This is a genomic window from Pseudonocardia kunmingensis (assembly GCF_006716445.1).
Classification (GTDB): Bacteria; Actinomycetota; Actinomycetes; order Mycobacteriales; family Pseudonocardiaceae; genus Pseudonocardia; species Pseudonocardia kunmingensis.
On sequence record NZ_VFPA01000006.1, the window covers coordinates 168,784 to 190,273 of the forward strand.

Here is a 21,490-nt window from a genome sequence, read left to right on the forward strand (position 1 = left end):
GGACCGTATCTCGGATTTAAACGTTCTAACAACCCCGTTTCTGCGGTCGGGAACCGGGGGAGCGGTCCGTACACTCACGGGGTGGGGAGAGCACCCGGAGCGGAGACGGACGACGCGTTCTCCGATCGCCCCAGGTCAACGGGGCCGGCGCGGCTCGCGGACGTCGCGCTCGCGGCCGGCGTGTCCGTCGCCACGGTGTCCAACGTGCTCAACTGGCCGGGGAAGGTCGGCGCGGCCACCACCGAGCGGGTCCGGCAGGCCATGGAGGCGCTGGACTACGTGCCCCACGAGGGTGCAGCGCGGCTGCGCCGCGGGAGCAGCCGCTCGATCGGGCTGGTGCTGCCCGACGTGGCGAACGCCTTCTACGCCCACATGGCCCGAGGGGCCGCCGACGCCGCCTTCGACCACCGCTACACGCTGATCCTCTGCGACAGCGCCGACGACGCGGAACGCGAGGAGGGCTACCTCGCGATGCTCGCCGAGCAACGGGCCGCCGGCGCCGTCGTCGCCCCGCTCGGGGCCGACACCGCCCGGCTGCTGCGGCTACGCAGGCGCGGGGTCCGCCTGGCCGTGGTCGACCGCGCCGAACCGACCACGCAGAGCTGCTCGGTGTCGGTGGACGACGTGCGCGGCGGACGGCTGGCCGTGGAGCACCTGCTCGCACTGGGGCACCGCGACATCGCGCTGGTCAACGGCGCGCTGTCCATCCGGCAGTGCGCCGACCGGTACGAGGGCGCCCGGCAGGCGGTCGCCCACCGTCCGGACGTGCGGCTGCGGCAGGTGAACGTGGACACGATGGACGCCGCGTCCGGGCGTGCCGCCACCGCCGGGCTGTCCGGCGCGGCCGCACCGACCGCGGTGTTCGGCACGAACGACCAGCTGGCGATCGGCGTCACGCAGGCGCTGCTCGGGGGCGGGCGGCGGGTCCCGGACGACGTCGCGGTCGTGGGCTACGGCGACCTCGAGATCGCGCCGTACGGCCCCGTTCCCCTGACCACGGTGGCGCAGCCGGTCTACGAGCTCGGCCGCGCCGCCGTCGAGCTCATGCTCGACGAGATCGACCAGGGCGACCGGCACGTGCACCGCGCGAAGGTCTTCGCCCCGGAGCTGGTGGTCCGGCAGTCGGCGCCCGCTCCTCGGTGACCGGCTCCGTGATGCGCTCGAGCAGCGGCGTCATCCGGTAGTCGACGAGCCGGCGCATCACGAGCGAGGTCGTGGTGCGCTCGACCCCCTCGGTGGCGAGCAGCAGGCCCGCGATCCGGTAGAGGTCGTCGGCGTCGCGGGCGACGACCTGCACCAGGAGGTCGGCCTCACCCGAGAGCCCCTGGACCTCGAGCACCTCGGGGATCTGCGCGAGCGCCGCCGCCACCGGACCCAGCTCGCGCTGCACGACGCGCACGGTGACGTAGGCGGTGAGCGGGTAGCCCAGCGCCGCCGGGTCGATCCGGCGTTCGAACGTGCCGAGCACGCCCCGCTCCTCGAGGCGCGCCAGCCGGGCCTGCACGGTGTTGCGCGTGAGCCCGACCTCCTCGGCGAGGGCGACGACCGTCGCGCGCGGGTCCCGGGTGAGCGCGCGCAGCAGGCGCCCGTCGAGGGCGTCGATCGGAGTGCGCACGCTGCCGGTCCTTCCCGTCGTGTGGGCCGCCAGGATTGTGCATCCTGCTCGATCTTACGTCCACCGCTTGTGCATCGAGAACTGCTCTGTTCGACTCGGTGAGCACACTGCTGCAGGAGGAGCCACCGTGACGACGATGTCGACCCGCCCGGCCGAGAGCGATGCGCTCGCCGTCCTGCGGGAGGTCGAGCAACGGGTGCTCTGGTTGTCGACGGCCGTGGTCCACCACGCCAACCGCGTGCGGCCCAACCCCACCGGGCTCAAGGTCGGCGGCCACCAGGCGTCGAGCGCCTCGATGGTGACGATCATGACGGCGCTCTGGTTCGAGCACCTGCGGGCCGGGGACCGCGTCTCGGTCAAGCCGCACGCCTCGCCGGTGCTGCACGCGGTCAACTACCTGCTCGGCGAGCTCGACCAGCGCTACCTCACGACGCTGCGCGAGTTCGGCGGGCTGCAGAGCTACCCGAGCCGTTCCAAGGACCCGGACCCGGTCGACTACTCGACCGGCTCGGTCGGGATCGGGGCCACCGCGCCGATCTGGGGTGCGCTGGCCCGCCGGTACGTCGAGGCGAAGGGAGGGCACACGGGCGCGGGGCGCCAGTACTCGCTCGTCGGTGACGCCGAGCTGGACGAGGGCGCGGTCTGGGAGGCCGTGCTCGACCCGATGGTCGCCGAGCTGGGCGAGCTCGTGTGGATCGTCGACGTCAACCGGCAGTCGCTGGACCGCGTCGTCCCCAACATCGGCGTGACCCGCCTGCAGGGGATGTTCGCCGCGGCGGGCTGGCAGGTGCTCACCGTCAAGTACGGGCGCGTGCTGCAGGAGCTGTTCGAGCGCCCGGGCGGCGACGCGCTGCGCCGGCGGATCGACGAGATGACCAACCCCGAGTACCAGCGGCTGCTGCGCTGCCGCCCCGAGCAGCTGCGCGAGCGGCTCCCGGCGGGTGACGCGGCGCTGCAGCGGCTCGTGGCCGGCCTGGACGACGACACCCTGCACGCGTGCATCCGCAACCTGGGCGGGCACGACCTCGGCGCGCTGGGCGAGGCCTTCGAGGCCATCGACGACACCCGGCCCACCGTCGTCTTCGCCTACACCGTGAAGGGCTACGGGCTGGCCAGCGAGGGGCATCCGCAGAACCACTCGTCGTTGCTGACCGAGGAGCAGCTCGGCGAGCTCGCCGCCCGGGTCGGCACCTCGGTCGACGCCCCGTGGGAGCGGTTCACACCCGGCTCGGCGCCCGCGCGGCTGTGCGCCGCCGTCGCCGAGCGCCTGCGCCGCGAGCCGGTGGCCGCAGCGGCCGTCCCGGAGCTGCCGGCCGACATCGGGCGCACCCCGTCCGGCACCGCCACCACCCAGGCGGCGCTGGGCCGCACGCTGCTCGACCTCACCCGCTCGGCCCCCGAGGCCGCCGCGCGCGTGGTGACCCTGTGCCCGGACGTGAGCTCCTCGACGAACCTCGGCGGCTGGGTCAACAAGGTGGGGGTGTGGTCGGTCGCCGAGCGCCCGGACTGGTTCGACGACGATCCCGAGACCATCCTGCACTGGCGGGAGCGCCCCGAGGGCCAGCACGTGGAGCTGGGTATCGCCGAGACGAACCTGGTGGGCCTGCTCGGCGAGCTGGGCGCCACGTGGTCGCGGTGGGGTGAGCCGCTGCTGCCGATCGGGGTGCTCTACGACCCGTTCGTCGAGCGGGCGCTGGAGCCGTGGTCGTTCGGGATCTACGCAGGCGGTCAGTCGATCCTCGTGGGCACGCCGTCCGGTGTCACGCTGGCGCCGGAGGGCGGCGCGCACCAGTCGATCACGACCCCGTCCGTCGGCCTGGAGCAGCCGGGCTGCACCAGCTACGAGCCTGCGTTCGCGATCGATGTCGAGTGGACGCTGCTGGCCGCGCTCGCCCGGCTCGGCCGGCCCGACGGCACCTCGGCCTACCTGCGCCTGTCGACCCGCCCGGTCGACCAGTCGCTCGCCGCCGTGCCATGCGACCCCGCGGCCCGCGAACGCCGGCGCCGCCAGGTCGTCGCCGGCGCCTATCCGCTGGTCCGCGCGTCCGACCCGCCCGCGGTGACCCTCGCGGCGATGGGGGCCTGCGTGCCCGAGGCCCTCGCGGCCGCCGCCCGCCTCGAGGCGCTCGGGCACCCCGTCGACGTGGTCTGCGTGACCAGCCCCGGCCTGCTGTTCGAGGCCGTGCAGGCCCGCGCGGGGCAGGGATATGAGCGGGGGCCGGGGCAGAGCTGGGTGCTCGACGCCGCCTTCCCGGCCCGCCGCGCCGCGCCCCTGGTCACCCTGCTCGACGGGCACCCGCACACCCTGGCGTTCCTCGCCGGGATCCACCGGGTGCGGGCCGCGCACCTGGGCGTCACGCGGTTCGGGCAGTCCGGGGACCTGGACGCGGTGCAGCGCCACCACGGGCTGGACGCCGACACGGTGGTGCGCGCCGCGCTCGACCTGATCTAGTACGGGATCCGCATGACGAACGGCACTTTCGTCGGCTAGGTACCGACGAGAGTGCCGTTCGTCCGGGTGGGAGCCTCCCGCCCGTCATCTGGGACTCCCGTTGCACATGCTGGGACGTGCTCCTAGCGTCGCGGTGTGGTCGTCGACGAGCAGAGCTACGGGCAGGGGCACGCCGAGAGCGTGGTGCGGTCGCAGACCTGGCGGACCGTGGACAACTCCGCGGCCCACCTCGCCCCGCACCTGCGCCCGGGGCAGCGGGTGCTCGACGTCGGCTGCGGCCCCGGCACGATCACCCTCGACCTCGCCTCCCGGATGGCTCCCGGAGAGGTCGTGGGGATCGACGTCGCCGACGCGGTGCTCGACCAGGCGCGCCGGGCCGCGGCCGAGCAGGGTGTCGGGAACGTCCGGTTCGCGCGGGCCAGCGCATACGAGATCGACGCCGAGGACGGCACCTTCGACGTCGTGCACGCCCACCAGGTGGTGCTGCACCTGACCGACCCGGTCGCCGCCCTGCGCGAGTTCCTGCGGGTGACCCGGCCCGGCGGGCTCGTCGCCGTGCGCGACACCGACTACGCCGGATGCATGTGGTGGCCGGCCGACCCGCGGCTGGACCGGTGGCTGGAGGTCTACCGCGCGGTCGCGCACGGCAACGGCACCGAGCCCGACGCCGGTCGCCGCCTGCTGGCCTGGGCACACGCGGCCGGGGCCACCGACGTCACGCCGAGCGCGTCGATCTGGTGCCACTCGACCCCGGGGGAGCGGGCGTGGTGGGGCGGGATGTGGGCGGACCGGATCCTGGACTCCCGCATCGCCGAGCAGGCCGTCGAGGGCGGGCACGCGACGCGGGCCGAGCTCGAGGACATCTCGTCGGCCTGGCGGCGGTGGGCCGCCGACCGGGACGGCTGGTTCGCGATCCCGCACGGCGAGGTCCTCTGCCGGGTGGCGCCCGAGGACCGGCCCGGTGCGCGGCCGGAGGCCCCGTGACCCTCGCCGATCCCACGGTCACCCGCGTCGACGTCGTCGGGCTGCCGACGCGCTACCCGCGCCGGGTGGGCCGCAACGCCCGTCTGGGCAGCCACGGAACCGGCGGCGAGTCGCGCGTCGCGGTGATCGGCACCGACACCCGGCACCAGGGTTGGGGGCTCGCCGAGGGTCCCGGCGGCGACGTCGCCGACGTCGTCGGACGCCCGCTGTCCGACCTGATCGACCCCGCCACCGGGGTCCGGCACGAGCGCCACCTCTGGCTCGACATCGCCCTGCACGACCTGCTCGCCGTGGTGCACGACCAGCCCGTGCACGCGCTGCTCGGCGGGCGCGGGAACCGGTCGGTCGAGGTCTACGACGGCGCGATCTACCTCGACGACCTCGACCCCGACGACGCGCCCCGCGGGCCGGCGGCCGTGCTGGAGAACTGCCGGTCCGACGCGGCCGCCGGCTACGGCGGCTTCAAGCTGAAGATCGGGCGCGGCCACCGCTGGATGGACCGGGCCGCAGGCGACGCCCGCGACGTCGAGATCACCCGCCGCGTGCGCGAGGCGTGGCCGGACGCGCGGATCCTGGTCGACGCCAACGACGGGTACGACCTCGAGGGGTTCTGCCGCTACCTCGACGCGGTCGCCGACGTCGGCCTGTACTGGGTCGAGGAACCCTTCCCGGACGACGCAGGCGACCTCGCGGCCCTGCGCCGGCACCGGGACGCCGTCAGCCCCGCGACCCGCATCGCCGAGGGGGAGACCTCGCCGGATGTCGAGGCCCTGCTCCCGGTGGCGCACCGGCACGACATCGACGTGCTGCTGATGGACGTGGTCTCGTTCGGGCTCACCCGGTGGCGACGGCTCGTGCCCCGGCTCGCGGGCGCGGGCGTCGAGGCGTCACCGCACGCCTGGGGCCGTCCCCTCAAGACCCTCTACGCCGCGCAGATGGCGGCCGGGCTGGGCGGGATCCCGATCGTCGAGGGGGTTCCGGGGCGCACCGACCGGGTGGACGCCTCCGGGTACGCGTTCGTCGACGGGCACCTCACCGTTCCCGACCGGCCCGGCTTCGGGCTGCCCGTCCCCCGTCCCTGAAACCGGACGCCCGCCTCACCTCGCGCGCCGGTCCCGCAGCCGCTGCAGCTTCCCCACCGAGCGCTCCAGGGTGTCGGGGTCGACGACCTCGCACGTCACCGTGACGCCGACGGTGTCCTTCACGGCCTGCACCAGCTCGGCGGCGGCGCTCACGCGGCGCTCGGGCGGCGTGTCCGGCCGGGCCTCGACCCGGACGGTGAGCGCGTCCATCCGGCCCTCGGTGGTGAGCTCCAGCTGGAAGTGCGGCGCGCAGCCGGGGGTGCGCAGCACGATCTCCTCGACCTGGGTGGGGAAGAGGTTCACCCCGCGCAGGATGATCATGTCGTCGCTGCGGCCGGTGATCTTCTGCATCCGCCGCATGCCAGGGCGTGCGGTGCCGGGCAGCAGCCGGGTGAGGTCGCGGGTGCGGTAGCGGATGATCGGCAGCGCCTGCTTGGTGAGGGAGGTGAAGACGAGCTCCCCCTCCTCGCCGTCGGGCAGCGCCGTGCCCTCGATCGGGTCGATGACCTCGGGGAGGAAGTGGTCCTCCCAGATGTGCAGGCCGTCCTTGGTCTCCACGCACTCCTGGGAGACGCCGGGGCCCATCACCTCGGACAGCCCGTAGATGTCCACGGCGTGGATGCCCGTGCGCTCCTCGATCTCGGCGCGCATCTGCTCGGTCCACGGCTCCGCGCCGAAGATCCCGACCTGCAGCGAGGTGGCGCGCGGGTCGATCCCCTGGCGCTCGAACTCGTCGAGCAGGGTGAGCATGTAGCTCGGGGTCAGCATGATCACCTCGGGCCGGAAGTCCTGGATCAGCTGGACCTGCCGCGGGGTCATGCCACCGGACACCGGGATCGCCGTGGCGCCGAGCTTCTCGATCCCGTAGTGCGCCCCCAGCCCGCCCGTGAACAGCCCGTAGCCGTAGGCGTTGTGCACCTTGTGGCCCGGCCGCCCGCCCGCGGCCCGGATCGAGCGGGCGATCAGCGCGGCCCAGTTGTCGATGTCCTGCGCGGTGTAGCCGACGACCGTCGGCTTGCCGGTGGTGCCGGACGAGGCGTGGATGCGCCGGACCTCGGACTGCGGCACGGCGAACATGCCGAAGGGGTAGTTCTCGCGCAGGTCGGCCTTCGTCGTCGTCGGGAACCTCGCGATGTCCGACAGCTCCCGGCAGTCGTCCGGGTGCACGCCCGCGGCGTCGAAGGCGCGCCGGTAGTGCGGCACGTTCTCGTAGGCGTGGCGCAGCGTCGCGCGCAGCCGCTCGAGCTGGGTGGCGCGCAGCTCGTCCACGGACATCCGCTCGGCCGGGTCGAGCGTCTCGGCGGGCGGGGCGTCGCCGAGCCGCCGCGCGGGGCGGGCGGGGGTGCCCGTCGACGTCGGTGTCGAGGTGGTCACAGCGGTCCTCCGTCTGCGTGGTTCGGCCGGGTCATCCGGCAGCGTGCTCCTGCGCGTCCTTCTTGGCCACCAGCGTGAGCACGTCGTAGCGGGCGACGGACTCGCCGTCCTGGCGGGTGACGTCGGCGTCCCAGCGCACCTCGCCGTAGCCCGCCGACTCGCGCGGGGTGAGCTGCTTGCAGGTCAGCGTGACGGTCAGCTCGTCGCCGAACCGCACCGGCGTGAGGAACCGCAGGGCGTCGACGCCGAAGTTGGCGAGCACCGGGCCGGGGTCGGGGTCGACGAACAGGCCCGCGGCCAGCGAGACCACCAGGTAGCCGTGCGCGACGCGCTCGCCGAACAGCGGGTTCGCGGCGGCGGCGTCGGCGTCCATGTGGGCGTAGAAGGTGTCGCCGGTGAACTCGGCGAAGTGCTCCACGTCCTCCTGGCTCACCACGCGGGGGCCGGCGACGATCGTGTCGCCCGGCCGCAGCTCCTCCAGGTGCTTGCGGAACGGGTGCACATCGGTGCGGTGCCGCTCGGCGCCGGGCACCCAGCGCCCGGTGATCGCGGCGAGCGTGTCCGGGTCGGCCTGCACGGCGGTGCGCTGCATGTGGTGCAGCACCCCCCGGATGCCCCCCATCTCCTCGCCGCCGCCCGCCCGGCCGGGCCCGCCGTGCACCAGGGCAGGGAGCGGCGAGCCGTGTCCGGTGGACTCCTGCGCGTCGCGCGAGTTGAGCACGAGCAGCCTGCCGTGCCACGGTGCGACGCCGAGCACGACCTCCCGGGCGAACGCGGGGTCGGCGGTGACCACGGACCCGGCGAGGCTGCCCTGGCCGCGGGCGGCGTAGTCGACCAGCTGCGCGGTGCTGTCGTAGGGCAGGACCGTGGAGACGGGGCCGAAGGCCTCCACCTCGTGCGGCTCGGCCCGCTCCGGGTCGCCGACCAGCAGGATCGGCGAGACGAAGGCGCCGCGGTCCGGGTCGGCGTCGACCACCTCGACGCGCTCCGGGTCGCCGAAGACGATCCGCCCGGAGTCGGCCAGCGCCTTGACGCTGCGCCGCACCTCCTCGCGCTGGTCGAGGCTCGCCAGCGCCCCCATCCGGACGCCCTCCGCGGCCGGGTTGCCGACGGTGGTCCGCGCCAGGCGCGCCGAGACCGCCTCCACGACGGCGTCGACGTGCGCACGGGGCACGAACGCGCGGCGGATCGCGGTGCACTTCTGCCCGGCCTTCACCGTCATCTCGGTGACCAGGCCCTTCACGAACAGGTCGAACTCGGCCGTGCCCGGGGCGGCGTCGGGGCCGAGCGCGGAGAGGTTCAGCGAGTCGGCCTCCGCGGTGAACCGCACGGCGTTGCGCACGAGGGTCGGGTGCGTGCGCAGCAGCTGCGCCGTGGACGCCGAGCCGGTGAAGGACACCAGGTCCTGGCCGGTGAGGTGGTCGAACGCGTCGCCGAGGCTGCCGGCGACGAACGCCAGTGCACCCGGCGGCAGGATCTGCGACTCGACGATGATCTCGATGAGCTCCGCGGTGAGGAACGCCGTGGGGCTGGCCGGCTTCACGAGGCTCGGCACGCCGGCGAGGAACGCGGGCGCGAGCTTCTCCAGCGGCCCCCACACCGGGAAGTTGAACGCGTTGACCTGCACCGCCACGCCGCGCAGCGGGGTGCAGACGTGCTGGCCGAGGAAGGTGCCTCCGCGCCCCAGCGGCTCGACGGCGCCCTCGACGTGCACGGTGTCGTTGGGGAGCTCGCGCTTGGCCTTGCTCGCGTAGGCGAGCAGCACGCCGATGCCGCCGTCGACGTCGAACTTCGAGTCGCCCAGCGTCGCCCCCGTCCGCGCGGAGACCGCGTAGAGCCGCTCGCGGTGCTCGCGCAGGTGCTGGCCGAGCGCCTTGAGCAGGGCCGCGCGCTGGTGGAAGGTCAGCTCGCGCAAGGCGGGGCCGCCGGTGCGGCGCCCGTGCTCGAGCGCGGCGGCGATGTCGATGCCGGCCGATGAGACGCGGGCGACCTCGTCGCCGGTGACGGCGTCGAAGAGCGGCCTGCCCTCCTCGGCAGGCCGGTGCCAGCCGTCGTTCACGTAGCTGCGCAGGACGGGCACCACCATCGAGGGCCTCCGTGGGACTCGCTGACCGACCGTTCGTTCGGGACGCTAGCACGCAACCGGCTGTCGTCCCAGTGGTACGAAGGTGCCACTCGTCCCTGCTCGGCGCGCGGTCCGCGGCCGCGACCGATCGTTCGGTTGGCCGCTACGCTGGCGCGATGACCGACGATCCAGCTGTGCGCGTCTCGCGGGACGGCGCCGTCGCCGTGCTCACCCTGGCGCGGCCGGCCCGCTACAACGCCCTCACGCGCGAGCTCAAGGAGGCGCTGCTCGCCGCGCTCACCGAGCTCGCCGGTGCCGAGGACGTGCGGGCGCTCGTGCTCACCGGAGCGGGCCGGGCGTTCTGCGTGGGCCAGGACCTGGGAGAGCACGCGGAGGCGCTGCGGCGCGACGCCGGGAGCGCGCTCGACACGGTCACGGAGCACTACAACCCGATCGTGCGGGCGCTCGCCGCGCTGCCGTTCCCGGTCGTCGCGGCGATCAACGGGCCGTGCGCGGGCGCAGGGCTGGGGTTCGCGCTGGCCTGCGACCTGCGCGTCGCCGCGGCGGGGGCGTCGTTCTCGACGGCGTTCACCGGGATCGGGCTGACCGCCGACTCCGGGCTCTCGGCGAGCCTCGCCCACGCCGTCGGTGTGTCGCGGGCCCTGGAGCTGCTCCTGCTCGGCGAGGGCTTCACCGCCGAGGAGGCGCACGCCTGGGGGCTGGTGCGCGCGGTCGTGCCCGCCGACGAGGTGCTGCCCGCGGCGCTGGAGCTGGCGCACCGGCTCGCGGCCGGGCCGACCCGGGCCTACGCCGAGGTCCGCCGCGCGGTGCGGGACGGCGCGGTCGCTCCGCTGGAGGAGGTGCTGGCCGCCGAGGCCGCGGCGCAGGCCCGGCTCGCGACGACGTCGGACCACGTGCAGGCGGTCGCGGCGTTCCTCGAGAAGCGGCGCCCGACGTTCGAGGGGCGATGAGCGAGCTCGCGAGCGCAGCGATGTCACAGCGCACCGACACCGGGCGGGTGCGGCGGCCGACCCGCGGGCCCGGCTCCCTGCTCGAGATCGCGGTGGGGGAGTTCCTGACCCGTGGCTACGACGCCACGTCGATGGAGGACCTCTCGCGCGCCGCCGGGATCACGAAGTCGTCGTTCTACCACCACTTCAGCGGCAAGGAGGCGTTGCTGCGCGCCGCGCTGGAGCGGGCGGTCGACGGGCTGTTCGGGATCCTCGACGACGAGGGCGCGCGGGTCGGGACGGCGCTGCAGCGGCTGCACCACATCGTCCGGGGGCAGGTGGCCGTGCTGGTGGCCGAACTGCCCTACGTCACGGTGCTGCTGCGGGTGCGGGGCAACACGGAGTCGGAGCGCTGGGCGCTGGAGCGCCGCCGCGAGTTCGACGCGCACGTCGCCGCGCTGGTGCGCGAGGCCGTCGAGGCGGGGGAGCTGCGCAAGGGCGTGGAGCCCGCGCTGGCGGCGCGGTTGCTGTCGGGCATGGTGAACTCCGTGGTCGAGTGGGCCCGCCCGGACCGCGACCCGGACGCGCTGCCCGACGCGGTGGCACGGGCCGCCTTCGAGGGCATCCTGCCGGCGGCGGACCCCGCCGAGGGCTGAAGCGCACTCGCCTTGCGCCGCGGGCTCCCGTACGTCACGATGAGCCGAACGAACATTCGGTACGGAGGCAGGCTCATGAACGAGACGGCACTGGCCGCCGACTTCGACGCGACGATCGCCGCCGACCAGCGGGTCGAGCCGCGCGACTGGATGCCCGAGGCCTACCGGAAGACGCTGATCCGCCAGATCGCGCAGCACGCGCACTCGGAGATCATCGGCATGCAGCCGGAGGGCAACTGGATCCTCCGCGCGCCGAGCCTGCGACGGAAGGCGATCCTGCTGGCCAAGGTGCAGGACGAGGCCGGTCACGGCATGTACCTCTACGCGGCGGCGGAGACCCTCGGGGTCGACCGCGAGGAGCTGACCGAGAAGCTGATCTCCGCGAAGCAGAAGTACTCCTCGATCTTCAACTACCCCACGCTGTCCTACGCCGACATCGGCGTGATCGGCTGGCTGGTCGACGGCGCCGCGATCTGCAACCAGGTGCCGCTGTGCCGCTGCTCCTACGGCCCCTACGCGCGGGCGATGATCCGCATCTGCAAGGAGGAGTCGTTCCACCAGCGGCAGGGCTACGAGCTGCTGCTGGCGATGGTGAACGGCACCGACGCGCAGCGGGAGATGGTGCAGGAGTCGGTGAACCGCTGGTGGTGGCCGTCGCTGATGATGTTCGGCCCGGCCGACGGCGCGTCGCCGAACACGCAGCAGTCGATGGCGTGGGGCATCAAGCGCCACACCAACGACGAGCTGCGACAGCGGTTCGTCGACATGACCGTGCCGCAGGCCGAGGCGCTCGGGGTGACGCTGCCCGACCCGGACCTGCGGTGGAACCCGCAGCGGCAGGCGCACGACTTCGGCGAGCCGGACTGGGAGGAGTTCGCGGCCGTGATCGCCGGGTCGGGGCCCTGCAACGCCCAGCGCCTGGAGCACCGCCGGCGCGCGCACGACGACGGCGCCTGGGTCCGGGAAGCGGCGCAGGCCTACGCGGAGAAGCACCGATGATCCCGAGCGACGACATGCCCGAGGTCACCGCGGAGGGCGGCCACGGCGCCGTGCCCACCACCGGCGTGGAGACCGGCCAGAGCGAGCGCCCGTCGCGGCGCACCTGGCCGCTCTACGAGGTGTTCGTGCGCGGCAAGCGCGGGCTCAACCACGTCCACGTCGGTTCGCTGCACGCCGCGGACGCGGAGATGGCCCTGCACAACGCCCGCGACCTCTACACCCGCCGCAACGAGGGCGTCTCGATCTGGGTGGTGAAGGCCGAGGACATCACGGCGTCGAGCCCGGACGAGAAGGACCCGTTCTTCGCGCCGTCGGGCGACAAGGTCTACCGGCACCCGACGTTCTACGCGATCCCGGAGGAGGTGCCGCACCTGTGAACACGGAGGTCGGGGAGCACGATCCCACCAACGCCTACCAGTCGCTGTCGGAGACCACCGCCCAGGACGACCCGCGGTGGGCGTTCGGCTCCGGGTTCGAGGACGTCGAGGCGGAGATCGCCGCGCCGGTGCCCGCCGGCGTCGATCCCGCCGACCTCGCCGCGTACTGCCTCATGCTCGGCGACGACGCGCTGGTCTACAGCCACCGCCTCTCGGAGTGGGTGTCGCACGCGCCCGAGCTGGAGGAGGAGGTCGCGCTCGCGAACATCGCGCTCGACCTGCTCGGCCAGGCCCGCGTGCTGCTGGCCAGGGCCGGTCACGTCGAGGGGGCGGGCCGGGACGAAGACGCGCTGGCCTACTTCCGGGACCAGTGGCGGTTCCGCAACGTCGCGCTCGCCGAACCGTCCGACGAGCGCGACTTCGGCCGCTGCGTCGCCCGGCTGCTGCTCTTCTCCACCTGGCGGCTCGCGCTGCTGCAGCGGCTGCGAGGCTCGGCCGACCCGGTCCTCGCCGCCGTCGCGGGCAAGGGCGTGAAGGAGCTGGCCTACCACCGCGACTACGCGGCGCGGTGGACGCTGCGGCTCGGCGACGGGACGCCCGAGTCGCACCGGCGGATGCAGGCCGGGCTGGACGGCGTGTGGCCGTTCGTCGGGGAGCTGTTCCGCACCTCCGCCGAGGAGCGCAGGCTCCTGGAGCCCGGCGTCGCGGTCGACCCCGCGCAGGCCCGCGAGGAGTTCGACACCGTGCTCGACCAGGTCCTCGGCGCGGCCACGCTGACGCGGCCCGACCGCCCCGCGATGGGCCCGCTCGGCGGTCGCGCCGGCCGTCAGGGCGTGCACACCGAGGCGCTCGGGCACGTGCTCGAGCAGATGCAGGGCCTCGCCCGCCGGCACCCGGGGGCGACGTGGTGAGCGAGGTGGGCGTCGACCTCGGCGCGCGGGACGTCGTCGCGCGCGTCGTCGACCCGGAGATGCCGATGCTGACCCTGGACGACCTGGGGGTGATCCGCGCGGTGGAGGAGGGCGTCTCCGGCGTGGTCGTCACGATCACGCCGACCTACTCCGGCTGCCCGGCCATCGAGGTCATGCGCGACGACATCCGCGCCGCGCTCACCCGGGCCGGCTACGGCCCGGTGCAGGTGCGCACGGTGTTCGCGCCGGCCTGGAGCACGGACTGGATCAGCGAGGCCGGCCGCCGCAAGCTCGCCGAGGCCGGCATCGCCCCACCCGGGAGGGCGGCGCCGCCGTCCACCGGGCCGGTCCCGCTCACCCTCACCGCGCCAAGCGCGCCGGTCCGCTGCCCGCGCTGCGGTGCCCCCGGCACCGAGGAGCTCTCCCGCTTCGGCCCGACCGCGTGCACCGCGCTGCGCCGCTGCCTGTCGTGCCGCGAGCCCTTCGAGCACGTGAAGGAGCTGTGACGGTGAGCGCTGTGAGGGCGGGCACCGGGATCGACACCGACGTGCCGGCCCCCCGGGGAGCGGGCTTCCACCGCCTGCGGGTCGCCGCCGTCGAGCGCCTCTGCGACGACGCCGTGGCCGTCACCTTCGACGTGCCCGACGACCTGCGCGAGCTCTACGCGTTCCGCCCCGGCCAGTACCTGACGCTGCGGCAGTGGACGGGGGAGGGGGAGGAGCGCCGGTCCTACTCGATCTGCGCCCCGGCCGGCGCGGCGCCGCGGGTCGGGGTCCGCCGGGTGGACACCGGGTTGTTCTCCGAGTGGCTGGTCGACCGGCTCGCCGCCGGCGACGAGGTGGAGGTCGGGCCGCCTGCCGGCTCGTTCACCCCCGAGCTCGCCGCGAGCACCCACCACGGGCTGATCGCCGCCGGGTCCGGGATCACGCCGGTGCTGTCCATCGCCGCGTCGCTGCTGTCCGCGCACGACGACACCCGCGTCACGCTGCTGTACGGCAACCGGCGCACCGACACCGTGATGTTCACCGAGGAGATCGCGGACCTCAAGAACGCCTACGGCCCGCGGCTGCACCTGCTGCACGTCCTGTCCCGCGAACCCACCGAGGCCGAGATCTTCAACGGCCGGCTCGACGCCGACCGGATGCGCACGTTGCTCGGCGCGCTCGTCGACGTCGACGGCGTGGACGACTGGTGGCTGTGCGGCCCGCTCGGGATGACGGAGGACGCGGTCGCCGTGCTCACCGACCTGGGGGTGGAGCGGCGGCGCATCCACCGCGAGCTGTTCTACGTCGACGAGCCGCCGCCCGAGCTGCACCGCGTCGAGGAGGAGCCCACGGGGGAGGGGAGCGAGGTCACGATCGTCCTCAACGGCCGGACGACCGCGCTCACCCTGCCGCGGGGCACCCCCGTCCTCGACTCGGCGCAGAAGGTCCGCGGGGACCTGCCCTTCGCCTGCAAGGGCGGCGTGTGCGGCACGTGCCGCGCGAAGGTCACCGACGGCGAGGTCGCCATGCGGCGCAACTTCGCCCTGGAGGACGACGAGGTCGCGGCCGGCTTCGTCCTGACCTGCCAGTCCCTACCGGTCTCCGACGCGCTGACGGTCGACTTCGACCAGTAGGCGCCCGGAATCCCCATGACGAGCGGCACTTTCGTCGGCTAGGTACCGACGAGAGTGCCGTTCGTCAGGTGGGGAGCCTGGCGCGGACGGACCGGGAATCTTCGTCGGGGCGCGGCGGTTGTTGAGGTCGCAACGACAGGCGGAGGAGGGTCTCCCATGACCACGACGTTCGACCGCTACCGCTTCGCGCAGGTCCTGCTGGACGGTGGCGAGCCGCTGGAGGCACTGGCGCTCCTGCAGCCGGTGGAGGAGGAGATCGACGGGAACGCGGCCGCCCTGCTGCTGCTCGGCCGGGCGTACTTCCGCTCCGCCCAGCTCGAGCGGGCCCGGGAGGCGTTCGCGCGGGTCGTGGCGCTCGACCCCACCGACACCTACGCCCGGTTCCTCCTCGGTCGCGCGCTGGAGCGCCAGAGCCGGCTGGGCGAGGCGCAGGTGCAGTACCGGGTCGCCGTCGCGATGTCGGACCGCCCCGAGTACCGCGAGCGCCTCGACGAGGTGACCGGCCGCCTGGAGCCGGACGGCGGCTGAGCCGGCGCGACCGCGCACGGTCGGCGATGCTCGGATCGACGGATGGAGATCCGGTGGCCGAGCCGATCGTGCGCGGTGCCGGCATCGCCGGGTCAGCGAGACACCGATGCGCCCTTCCGGCCGCGTCCGAGCAGTGGCAGCGGGATCCGCCGCCGGCGCCGCGCAGGCAGCCGCCCGGCGACCGCGTCGTCGAGCAGCGCGCCGACCGTCTCCGCGGCGCAGGCGCGGTTGGCCCCGATGCCGCCGGTCGAGCCGCGCTTGATCCACCCGACGACGTAGGAACCGGGCATCCCCGCCACGCGCCCGCCCGCGTTCGGGACGGTGCCGGTCGCGTCGTCGAACGGCAGCCCCGGCAGCGGCGTGCCGCGGTGCCCGACGGCCCGCACGACCAGCCCGGCCGGGATCTCGACCTCGCCGCCCGGGCCGGTGACGCGCAGGCCCGACACGCGGTCGGGCCCCGCGACCGCGACCGGCGCCGAGTGGAAGCGCAGGACCAGCCGCCGGGGCCGGTCCGGGGGAGGTGCCGACCAGTCCACGGCCTCCCGGCGCACACCCTGCAGCAGGGCGGCGTGCTCACCCGCGGCGGCCGCGTCGATCGCCCGGCCGGTGCGGGGGTCGCCGTCGTCGACGACCAGCTCCACGCCGTTCCGGCGGGCGAGGGCCAGCAGCTCCGGGCGGGTGTAGGCCGCGTCCTGCGGGCCGCGGCGCCCGAGCAGCACCACCTCGCGCACCGCGGAGCCGCGCAGCGCGTCCAGGGCCGGGCCGGCGATCGCGCTGCCGGCCAGGTCGGCCGGGTCCGCGCTGAGGATCCGCGCGACGTCGAGGGCGACGTTGCCGGTCCCGACGACGACCACCCGCTCCGCGGAGAGGTCGACCGCGGACGGCGCGACCTCGGGGTGGCCGTTGTACCAACCGACGACCGTGGTGGCGGCGAGGCTGCCGGGCAGCTCCTCGCCGGGCACCCCGAGCGCGCGGGCCTCGGACGCGCCCACGGCGTAGATCACCGCGTCGTGCGCGGCGGCCAGCTGCTCCACGGTCGTGTCGTGCCCGACCTGCACGCCCAGCCGCATCCGCAGCCGGTGGTGGCCGTGGTGGCGCGCGAACGCCTCCCCGATGCGCTTCGTCGACGGGTGGTCGGGAGCCACCCCGAACCGCACGAGCCCGCCCGGCTCGCGCAGCCGGTCGATCAGCGTGACCCGCGCGTTGGTGTGCAGCAGCAGGTCCTGCACCGCGTACATCCCCGCCGGGCCCGTCCCGACGACCGCGACGTCGAGGGCCGGGAACCCGGCCGGGATCACCCGGTCGAAGTCGGGCGGGCCCCACGCGTGGAAGACGGGCGGCTCGGTGGCCCTCGAGCTGGGCCGGTCGGCGTAGAAGTCCGCGTTGATCGCCGCGTACTCCGCCAGGGCGCCGGTCAGGGCGTCGGCGGGATGGACCGCGTCCACCGGGCAGGCGTCGGCGCAGGCCCCGCAGTCGATGCACGTCCGCGGGTCGACGTAGAGCATGTCGGTGGTGCCGAAGTCCGGCTCGTCCGGCGTCGGGTGGATGCAGTTGACCGGGCAGGCCGCGACGCAGGACGCGTCGGTGCAGCAGGTCTGCGTGATCGCGTAAGGCATGTGACTACAGGAGATGTGCGCGGCGGTAGATCGCGCGCGCCGGCGGGGTCAGCAGGCCGGCCGAGCCGAGGAACTCCATGAGCCCGGCGCAGCTGGACCGCAGCATCGACTTGTGGTGCTCGTTGGCCCGGGCCTCCCGCACGGCGCGCGCACGGTCGAGCCCGGCGGCCGCGTAGACGTCGTCGCTGACCATGCTGGTGACGATGAAGTAGGCCGCGGCGGCGATCACGAAGGAGTCGATGTGGCGGCGCAGGGCGCCCGCGCCGGCCATCCGCTCCCGGACCTCGTCCCGGGCGAACGTCATGTGCCGGGACTCCTCGACCACGTGGATGTTGTTGATGGTGCGCACGAACGGGGCGACGCGCTCGTCGCGCATCCAGTCGCGCTGCATCACGTCGAGGACCTCCTCGGCCACGAGGATCGCCGCGTAGGCGGCCTCCCCGCCCGCGAGCGCCTTGAACGCGCGGCCGAGCTCGACGACGTGGCGCTTCGGCCGGTAGGGCCGGGCGCCGAGCTTCGCGACGCCGCGGGCGAACATGATCGAGTGCCGGCACTCGTCGGCGATCTCGGTGAGGGCCCACTGGAACGCCGGGTCCGTGGGGTCCTTGGCGTAGAAGTCGCGCAGCACCATCTGCTGCAGGATCATCTCGAACCAGATGCCGGTGCTCGCCACCGACGCCGACTCCTGGCGGGTCAGCTCCCGCTGCTGCGCGGGCGTCAGCTCCGACCAGTACGCCGTGCCGTAGAGCGTGCACCACTCCGGGCTGGCGCCGTGGTGGGCCGTGTCCAGCGGGGTCTCCCAGTCCACCTCGTGGGCCGGGTCGAAGGACAGCATCTCCGACGAGCGCAGCAGCCGGCGCGCGACGTCCTCGTGCTCTGCCGCTCCGGCGCCGGTCGGCTCGACGCGGTCCCGTGCGGCGGTGTCGTCCATGGTGGCCATGGTCGCTCCCTCGGGTTCGACGACTTGCCGTTACCGCCGGTAACGTTACTGCTGGTAACACGCGAGCGCAACCCGGAGCGCGCCGACGTGCGGGAGTCGCGCGGGTGAATTCCGTCCGACTTGTCAATACAAGTGGTTGCCTTCCTTCCCGGGCGGGTGGCAGCGTCGCGGCATGACCGCCGTGCCCGCTCCCGCTCGTCCCGATCTCGTCGACGCCCGCTACGCCCGCTGGGACGGGGTGGGTGCCCCCTTCACCGTGGTGCCGGCGGCCGTCCCGCGCGTACCGGGGCCGGGGGAGGCCCTGGTGGAGATCGACCTCGCCACGGTCTGCGGCAGCGACCTGCACACCGTCGCCGGGCACCGGCCATCGCCCGCGCCCGGCGTGCTGGGGCACGAGCAGGTGGGACGGGTCGTCGCCGTCGGACCGGGCGCGCCGCCGCGCTGCGTGGACGGTGCGCCGGTGGGGCCGGGCGCGCGGATCGTCTGGTCGGTCGCGGCGTCGTGCGGCACCTGCCCACGCTGCCGCCGCGACATGCCGCAGAAGTGCCTCGAGCTGCGCAAGTACGGCCACGAGCCCCTCGACGAGGCGGCCCCGCTGACCGGCGGATTCGCCACGCACTGCGTCGTACTGCCCGGCACCGCCATCGTCACCGTGCCCGACGACGTGCCCGACGTCGTCGCCGGGCCCGCCTCGTGCGCGACCGCGACGGTCGCCGCCGTCCTCGCCGCGGCCGGCCCGATCGAGGCGGGCGCGCGGGCGCTGGTCAGTGGCGCGGGGATGCTCGGGGTGACGGCGGTGGCGATGCTCGCGCAGGCGGGGGCGCACGTGCTCGCCGTCGATCCCGACGGTGCCCGCAGGGAGCAGGCGCGGCGCTTCGGCGCGGCCGAGGTCGCTCCCGGCGGCGCGGGTGTGACCGACGTCGACGTCGCGGTCGAGCTCTCCGGGGCGGCGGTGGCCGTGGGGTCCTGCCTGGACGCGCTCGCGGTGGGTGGGGTCGCCGTGCTGGCCGGTTCCGTCTCGCCCGGCCCCGCCGTGCCGCTCGACCCGGAGCGGCTGGTCCGCGGCCTGCACCGGGTGGTCGGGGTGCACAACTACCGGCCCGCCGACCTGCAGGCCGCCGTCGACTTCCTGGCCGCCCACCACCGCACCTACCCGTTCGCCGAGCTCGTCGCAGGCCGGTACCGCCTCGACGAGCTCGACGAGGCCGTCGCGTCCGCCCGGCGCGGCCCGGCTCCGCGCCAGGCGGTCGTGCCCGGCGCGTGACGCGGGTACCGGGCATCAGGCTCCGGCGACCTCGGCGCGGGCGGCGCCGCCCGGGTGCTCGCCGGTCCAGGCCGGGCCGGTCCGGGTGCCCTCGGCCCGCACGCTGCGCGTGTTGGTGACCGTGACCGTGGCGACGTCGGGGCGGTACCGGTCGTCGGACCACTCGATCGGAGCCCCCGAGGAGTCCGTGGTGAGACGGCGTTCGCGCAGCAGCGGGGCCCCGACCGGCACCTCGAGCAGCGTGGCGTCGACGGCGTCGGCGGCCACGGCGTCGAAGGTGTGGCGCGCCGAGTGCAGGTCCACGCCCTGCGCGGTGAGGAACGCGTAGATCGATCCGGCGTCCAGGTCGGCGGCGAGCAGCGGGCGGCCGACCTGCTCGACGTAGGTCATCCGTTCGAGCATCGCCGGGCGCCCGTCGAGCAGGCGCAGCCGCAGCAGCTGGACGGCCAGCGCGTCGGGTTCGAGGCCCAGCGCCGCGGCGACCGTGGCGTCGGGGCGGCGCAGCGCGATCTCCTGCAGTCGCTGGCCCGGCGCGTGCCCGGTGATCTCGGCGCGGCGGGTGAACGACAGGAACGAGGCGAAGGGCTGGGCCGGGACGGCGTCGAGGACCACGGGCCGCTTGCCCTGCCCGCCGCCGATCAGGCCCTCGTCGCGCAGCGCGGCCAGTGCCTGGCGGACCGGGCCGCGGGAGGCGGAGAACTCGCGGCACAGCTGCGCCTCGGACGGCAGCGACTCGCCCACCGCGAGCTGCCCGCTCCGGATCCGCTGCCGCAGTTCCGCCGCCAGTGTCCGGTGCAGGGGGATCGCCGCCACGAGGGCGGACTATACAAGCTGCGGGGCGTCTGACATGTCCGAATGGTGCCGGCGAGTTGAACAGTTGGTGCCTTGTCAATACAAGTCATTGCGCGGCCCGGCTGCCGGCTGCCACCGTGGCCGGCGTGACCCCGAACAGTGAACCGGCCGACATGATCGTCGTCGGCGCCGGCATCGTCGGGCTCGCGCACGCCGTCGAGGCGGTGGCGCGCGGGCTGTCGGTGACCGTCGTCGAACGGGACGCGCGGGCGGTCGGCGCCTCCGTGCGCAACTTCGGCCACGCGTGCATCACCGCCCAGGAGGGCGAGGCGCTCGCCTACGCCCGGCGGGCGCGCGACACCTGGCTGCGGATGGCGCGCGAGGCGGGCGTCGGCGTCCGCGAGTGCGGCACCGTCGTCGTCGCCCGTGCCGCGGAGGAGGCGGCGGCGCTCGAGGAGCTCGCCGCCGACCGCGGGGCCGAGGAGGTCCGCCTGCTCAGCCCCGCACAGGTCACCGCGACCGTGCCCGTCGCGGCCGAGGGCCTGCACGGCGGCGCCCTGCTCCCGCTCGACCTGCGGGTGGACCAGCGGCGGGCGGCCGGGGCGATCGCCGACTGGCTCGCCACCCGGCCCGGGGTGCGGATGCTGTGGTCGACGCCGGTGCTCGGCGTCGAGGTCGGGCTGGTGCGCACGGGCCGCGGCGAGCTGCACGGCCGGCATGTCGTGGTCTGCGCCGGTCACGACCTGGACCGCCTCCTGCCCGGGGTCGCCGACGAGGCCGGCGTGCAGCGGTGCCTGCTGCAGATGCTGCAGGTGCGCGTCCCGGGCGTGCGGGTCGAGCCGGCCGTCCTCACCGGGAGCTCGATGCTGCGCTACCCGGCGCTCGCCGGTACCGACGGCGCGCGGGCGCTGCGGCGCCGCTGGACCACCGAGCGGCCCGAGATGCTCGCCGCCGTCGTCAACCACATGCTCACCCAGGAGCCCGGCGGTGACCTCGTCGTCGGCGACACCCACGCCTACGCCCGCACCCTCGACCCCTGGTCGCAGGAGGCGCTCGACGAGCTCCTGCTCGCCGAGACGCGCGCGCTGCTCGGCCGCGACGACCTCGCCGTCGTGCGCCGATGGCAGGGCGTCTACGCCTCCGCGGCCGACCCGTTCCTCCGCGCCCCCGTCGCCCCGGGGGTCACCGCCGTCGCGGTCACCTCAGGGATCGGCATGACCACCGCGTTCGGGCTCGCCCCGGCCGTTCTCGACACCCTCTGACACCT

At 74.7% G+C, this 21,490-nt stretch carries 20 protein-coding genes; 14 read left to right on the forward strand and 6 right to left on the reverse strand.

Translation table 11 applies throughout. The features are described 5' to 3' along the window. Positions 1 to 81: 81 nt before the first annotated feature. Complete coding sequence (locus tag FB558_RS37385) at positions 82 to 1,143, forward strand: LacI family DNA-binding transcriptional regulator (protein ID WP_142062520.1); 1,062 nt, start codon at positions 82 to 84, stop codon at positions 1,141 to 1,143. Here the strand turns inward: FB558_RS37385 and FB558_RS37390 are convergent. Next, entirely contained in the window at positions 1,043 to 1,615 is a 573-nt protein-coding gene (locus FB558_RS37390) for an Lrp/AsnC family transcriptional regulator (protein WP_142062523.1), read from the reverse strand. The genes FB558_RS37385 and FB558_RS37390 overlap by 101 nt on opposite strands. Positions 1,616 to 1,751: 136 nt before the next feature. On the opposite strand from FB558_RS37390, the gene FB558_RS37395 reads away from it, so the two are divergent. The 3 genes from FB558_RS37395 to FB558_RS37405 all read left to right on the forward strand — a co-directional run bounded on the left by FB558_RS37395 (position 1,752) and on the right by FB558_RS37405 (position 6,133). Continuing rightward, on the forward strand, positions 1,752 to 4,067 hold the full coding sequence (locus FB558_RS37395; RefSeq protein ID WP_142063262.1) for a transketolase-like TK C-terminal-containing protein: 2,316 nt from the start codon (positions 1,752 to 1,754) through the stop codon (positions 4,065 to 4,067). 135 nt (positions 4,068 to 4,202) lie between these two features. Continuing rightward, on the forward strand, positions 4,203 to 5,051 hold the full coding sequence (locus FB558_RS37400) for a methyltransferase domain-containing protein (protein WP_170231740.1): 849 nt from the start codon (positions 4,203 to 4,205) through the stop codon (positions 5,049 to 5,051). Beyond that, a complete protein-coding gene (locus FB558_RS37405; protein WP_142062526.1) occupies positions 5,048 to 6,133 on the forward strand; it encodes a mandelate racemase/muconate lactonizing enzyme family protein in 1,086 nt (361 codons plus the stop codon). Before FB558_RS37400 ends, FB558_RS37405 begins: the two co-directional genes overlap by 4 nt. 15 nt (positions 6,134 to 6,148) lie before the next feature. Here FB558_RS37405 and paaK read toward each other — a convergent pair whose 3' ends face one another. Then, positions 6,149 to 7,408, reverse strand: a complete 1,260-nt coding sequence (gene paaK / locus FB558_RS37410; protein WP_142063268.1) for a phenylacetate--CoA ligase PaaK — start codon at positions 7,406 to 7,408, stop codon at positions 6,149 to 6,151. Between the two features lie 130 nt (positions 7,409 to 7,538). Then, positions 7,539 to 9,587 (reverse strand): phenylacetic acid degradation bifunctional protein PaaZ, encoded by a 2,049-nt coding sequence (gene paaZ / locus FB558_RS37415; protein ID WP_142063270.1) that lies wholly within the window; start codon positions 9,585 to 9,587, stop codon positions 7,539 to 7,541. A 161-nt stretch (positions 9,588 to 9,748) separates the two neighbouring features. Between paaZ and FB558_RS37420 the strand changes: the two genes are divergently transcribed. The 8 genes from FB558_RS37420 (at position 9,749) to FB558_RS37455 (ending at position 15,611) form a co-directional block, all read left to right on the forward strand. After that, a complete protein-coding gene (locus FB558_RS37420; RefSeq protein WP_142062529.1) occupies positions 9,749 to 10,543 on the forward strand; it encodes an enoyl-CoA hydratase/isomerase family protein in 795 nt (264 codons plus the stop codon). Then, on the forward strand, positions 10,540 to 11,178 hold the full coding sequence (locus tag FB558_RS37425) for a TetR/AcrR family transcriptional regulator (protein ID WP_425468143.1): 639 nt from the start codon (positions 10,540 to 10,542) through the stop codon (positions 11,176 to 11,178). Before FB558_RS37420 ends, FB558_RS37425 begins: the two co-directional genes overlap by 4 nt. 75 nt (positions 11,179 to 11,253) lie before the next feature. After that, complete coding sequence (paaA, locus tag FB558_RS37430) at positions 11,254 to 12,177, forward strand: 1,2-phenylacetyl-CoA epoxidase subunit PaaA (RefSeq protein WP_142062534.1); 924 nt, start codon at positions 11,254 to 11,256, stop codon at positions 12,175 to 12,177. Between the two features lie 14 nt (positions 12,178 to 12,191). Continuing rightward, positions 12,192 to 12,554, forward strand: a complete 363-nt coding sequence (gene paaB, locus FB558_RS37435; RefSeq protein WP_142063275.1) for a 1,2-phenylacetyl-CoA epoxidase subunit PaaB — start codon at positions 12,192 to 12,194, stop codon at positions 12,552 to 12,554. Continuing rightward, a complete protein-coding gene (paaC, locus tag FB558_RS37440; RefSeq protein ID WP_142062538.1) occupies positions 12,551 to 13,465 on the forward strand; it encodes a 1,2-phenylacetyl-CoA epoxidase subunit PaaC in 915 nt (304 codons plus the stop codon). The genes paaB and paaC overlap by 4 nt, the downstream gene beginning before the upstream one ends. Further along, positions 13,462 to 13,971, forward strand: a complete 510-nt coding sequence (gene paaD, locus FB558_RS37445; protein ID WP_425468144.1) for a 1,2-phenylacetyl-CoA epoxidase subunit PaaD — start codon at positions 13,462 to 13,464, stop codon at positions 13,969 to 13,971. Before paaC ends, paaD begins: the two co-directional genes overlap by 4 nt. Before the next feature lie 11 nt (positions 13,972 to 13,982). Next, positions 13,983 to 15,083: a 1,2-phenylacetyl-CoA epoxidase subunit PaaE gene (gene paaE / locus FB558_RS37450; protein ID WP_170231755.1), complete on the forward strand. Its 1,101-nt coding sequence runs from the start codon at positions 13,983 to 13,985 to the stop codon at positions 15,081 to 15,083. Positions 15,084 to 15,239: 156 nt separating this feature from the next. Further along, positions 15,240 to 15,611 carry a tetratricopeptide repeat protein gene (locus FB558_RS37455; protein WP_142062542.1) on the forward strand — a complete coding sequence of 124 codons (372 nt, stop codon included), beginning with the start codon at positions 15,240 to 15,242 and terminating at the stop codon, positions 15,609 to 15,611. Positions 15,612 to 15,703: 92 nt separating this feature from the next. Here FB558_RS37455 and FB558_RS37460 read toward each other — a convergent pair whose 3' ends face one another. Both FB558_RS37460 and FB558_RS37465 read right to left on the reverse strand, forming a co-directional pair. Then, positions 15,704 to 17,227 (reverse strand): FAD-dependent oxidoreductase, encoded by a 1,524-nt coding sequence (locus FB558_RS37460; RefSeq protein WP_142062545.1) that lies wholly within the window; start codon positions 17,225 to 17,227, stop codon positions 15,704 to 15,706. 4 nt (positions 17,228 to 17,231) lie between these two features. Further along, a complete protein-coding gene (locus FB558_RS37465; protein WP_211367154.1) occupies positions 17,232 to 18,158 on the reverse strand; it encodes an AurF N-oxygenase family protein in 927 nt (308 codons plus the stop codon). Between the two features lie 181 nt (positions 18,159 to 18,339). Between FB558_RS37465 and FB558_RS37470 the strand changes: the two genes are divergently transcribed. Further along, positions 18,340 to 19,431 carry a zinc-binding dehydrogenase gene (locus FB558_RS37470; protein WP_142062553.1) on the forward strand — a complete coding sequence of 364 codons (1,092 nt, stop codon included), beginning with the start codon at positions 18,340 to 18,342 and terminating at the stop codon, positions 19,429 to 19,431. 15 nt (positions 19,432 to 19,446) lie between these two features. Here the strand turns inward: FB558_RS37470 and FB558_RS37475 are convergent, their stop codons facing one another. Further along, positions 19,447 to 20,244 carry a GntR family transcriptional regulator gene (locus FB558_RS37475; protein WP_211367116.1) on the reverse strand — a complete coding sequence of 266 codons (798 nt, stop codon included), beginning with the start codon at positions 20,242 to 20,244 and terminating at the stop codon, positions 19,447 to 19,449. 125 nt (positions 20,245 to 20,369) lie between these two features. Between FB558_RS37475 and FB558_RS37480 the strand changes: the two genes are divergently transcribed. Continuing rightward, on the forward strand, positions 20,370 to 21,485 hold the full coding sequence (locus FB558_RS37480; protein ID WP_246107045.1) for a TIGR03364 family FAD-dependent oxidoreductase: 1,116 nt from the start codon (positions 20,370 to 20,372) through the stop codon (positions 21,483 to 21,485). The last annotated feature ends 5 nt before the right edge of the window (positions 21,486 to 21,490 follow it).

Excerpts from the sequence above, each read along its gene's own strand:
- paaK (WP_142063268.1), bottom strand. The coding sequence starts at position 7,408 with ATGTCCGTGGACGAGCTGCGCGCCACCCAGCTCGAGCGGCTGCGCGCG.
- FB558_RS37460 (WP_142062545.1), bottom strand. The coding sequence starts at position 17,227 with ATGCCTTACGCGATCACGCAGACCTGCTGCACCGACGCGTCCTGCGTC.
- FB558_RS37455 (WP_142062542.1), top strand. The coding sequence starts at position 15,240 with ATGACCACGACGTTCGACCGCTACCGCTTCGCGCAGGTCCTGCTGGAC.
- FB558_RS37395 (WP_142063262.1), top strand. The coding sequence starts at position 1,752 with ATGTCGACCCGCCCGGCCGAGAGCGATGCGCTCGCCGTCCTGCGGGAG.
- FB558_RS37470 (WP_142062553.1), top strand. The coding sequence starts at position 18,340 with ATGACCGCCGTGCCCGCTCCCGCTCGTCCCGATCTCGTCGACGCCCGC.
- paaB (WP_142063275.1), top strand. The coding sequence starts at position 12,192 with ATGCCCGAGGTCACCGCGGAGGGCGGCCACGGCGCCGTGCCCACCACC.
- FB558_RS37420 (WP_142062529.1), top strand. The coding sequence starts at position 9,749 with ATGACCGACGATCCAGCTGTGCGCGTCTCGCGGGACGGCGCCGTCGCC.
- FB558_RS37425 (WP_425468143.1), top strand. The coding sequence starts at position 10,540 with ATGAGCGAGCTCGCGAGCGCAGCGATGTCACAGCGCACCGACACCGGG.
- FB558_RS37465 (WP_211367154.1), bottom strand. The coding sequence starts at position 18,158 with ATGGACGACACCGCCGCACGGGACCGCGTCGAGCCGACCGGCGCCGGA.
- paaA (WP_142062534.1), top strand. The coding sequence starts at position 11,254 with ATGAACGAGACGGCACTGGCCGCCGACTTCGACGCGACGATCGCCGCC.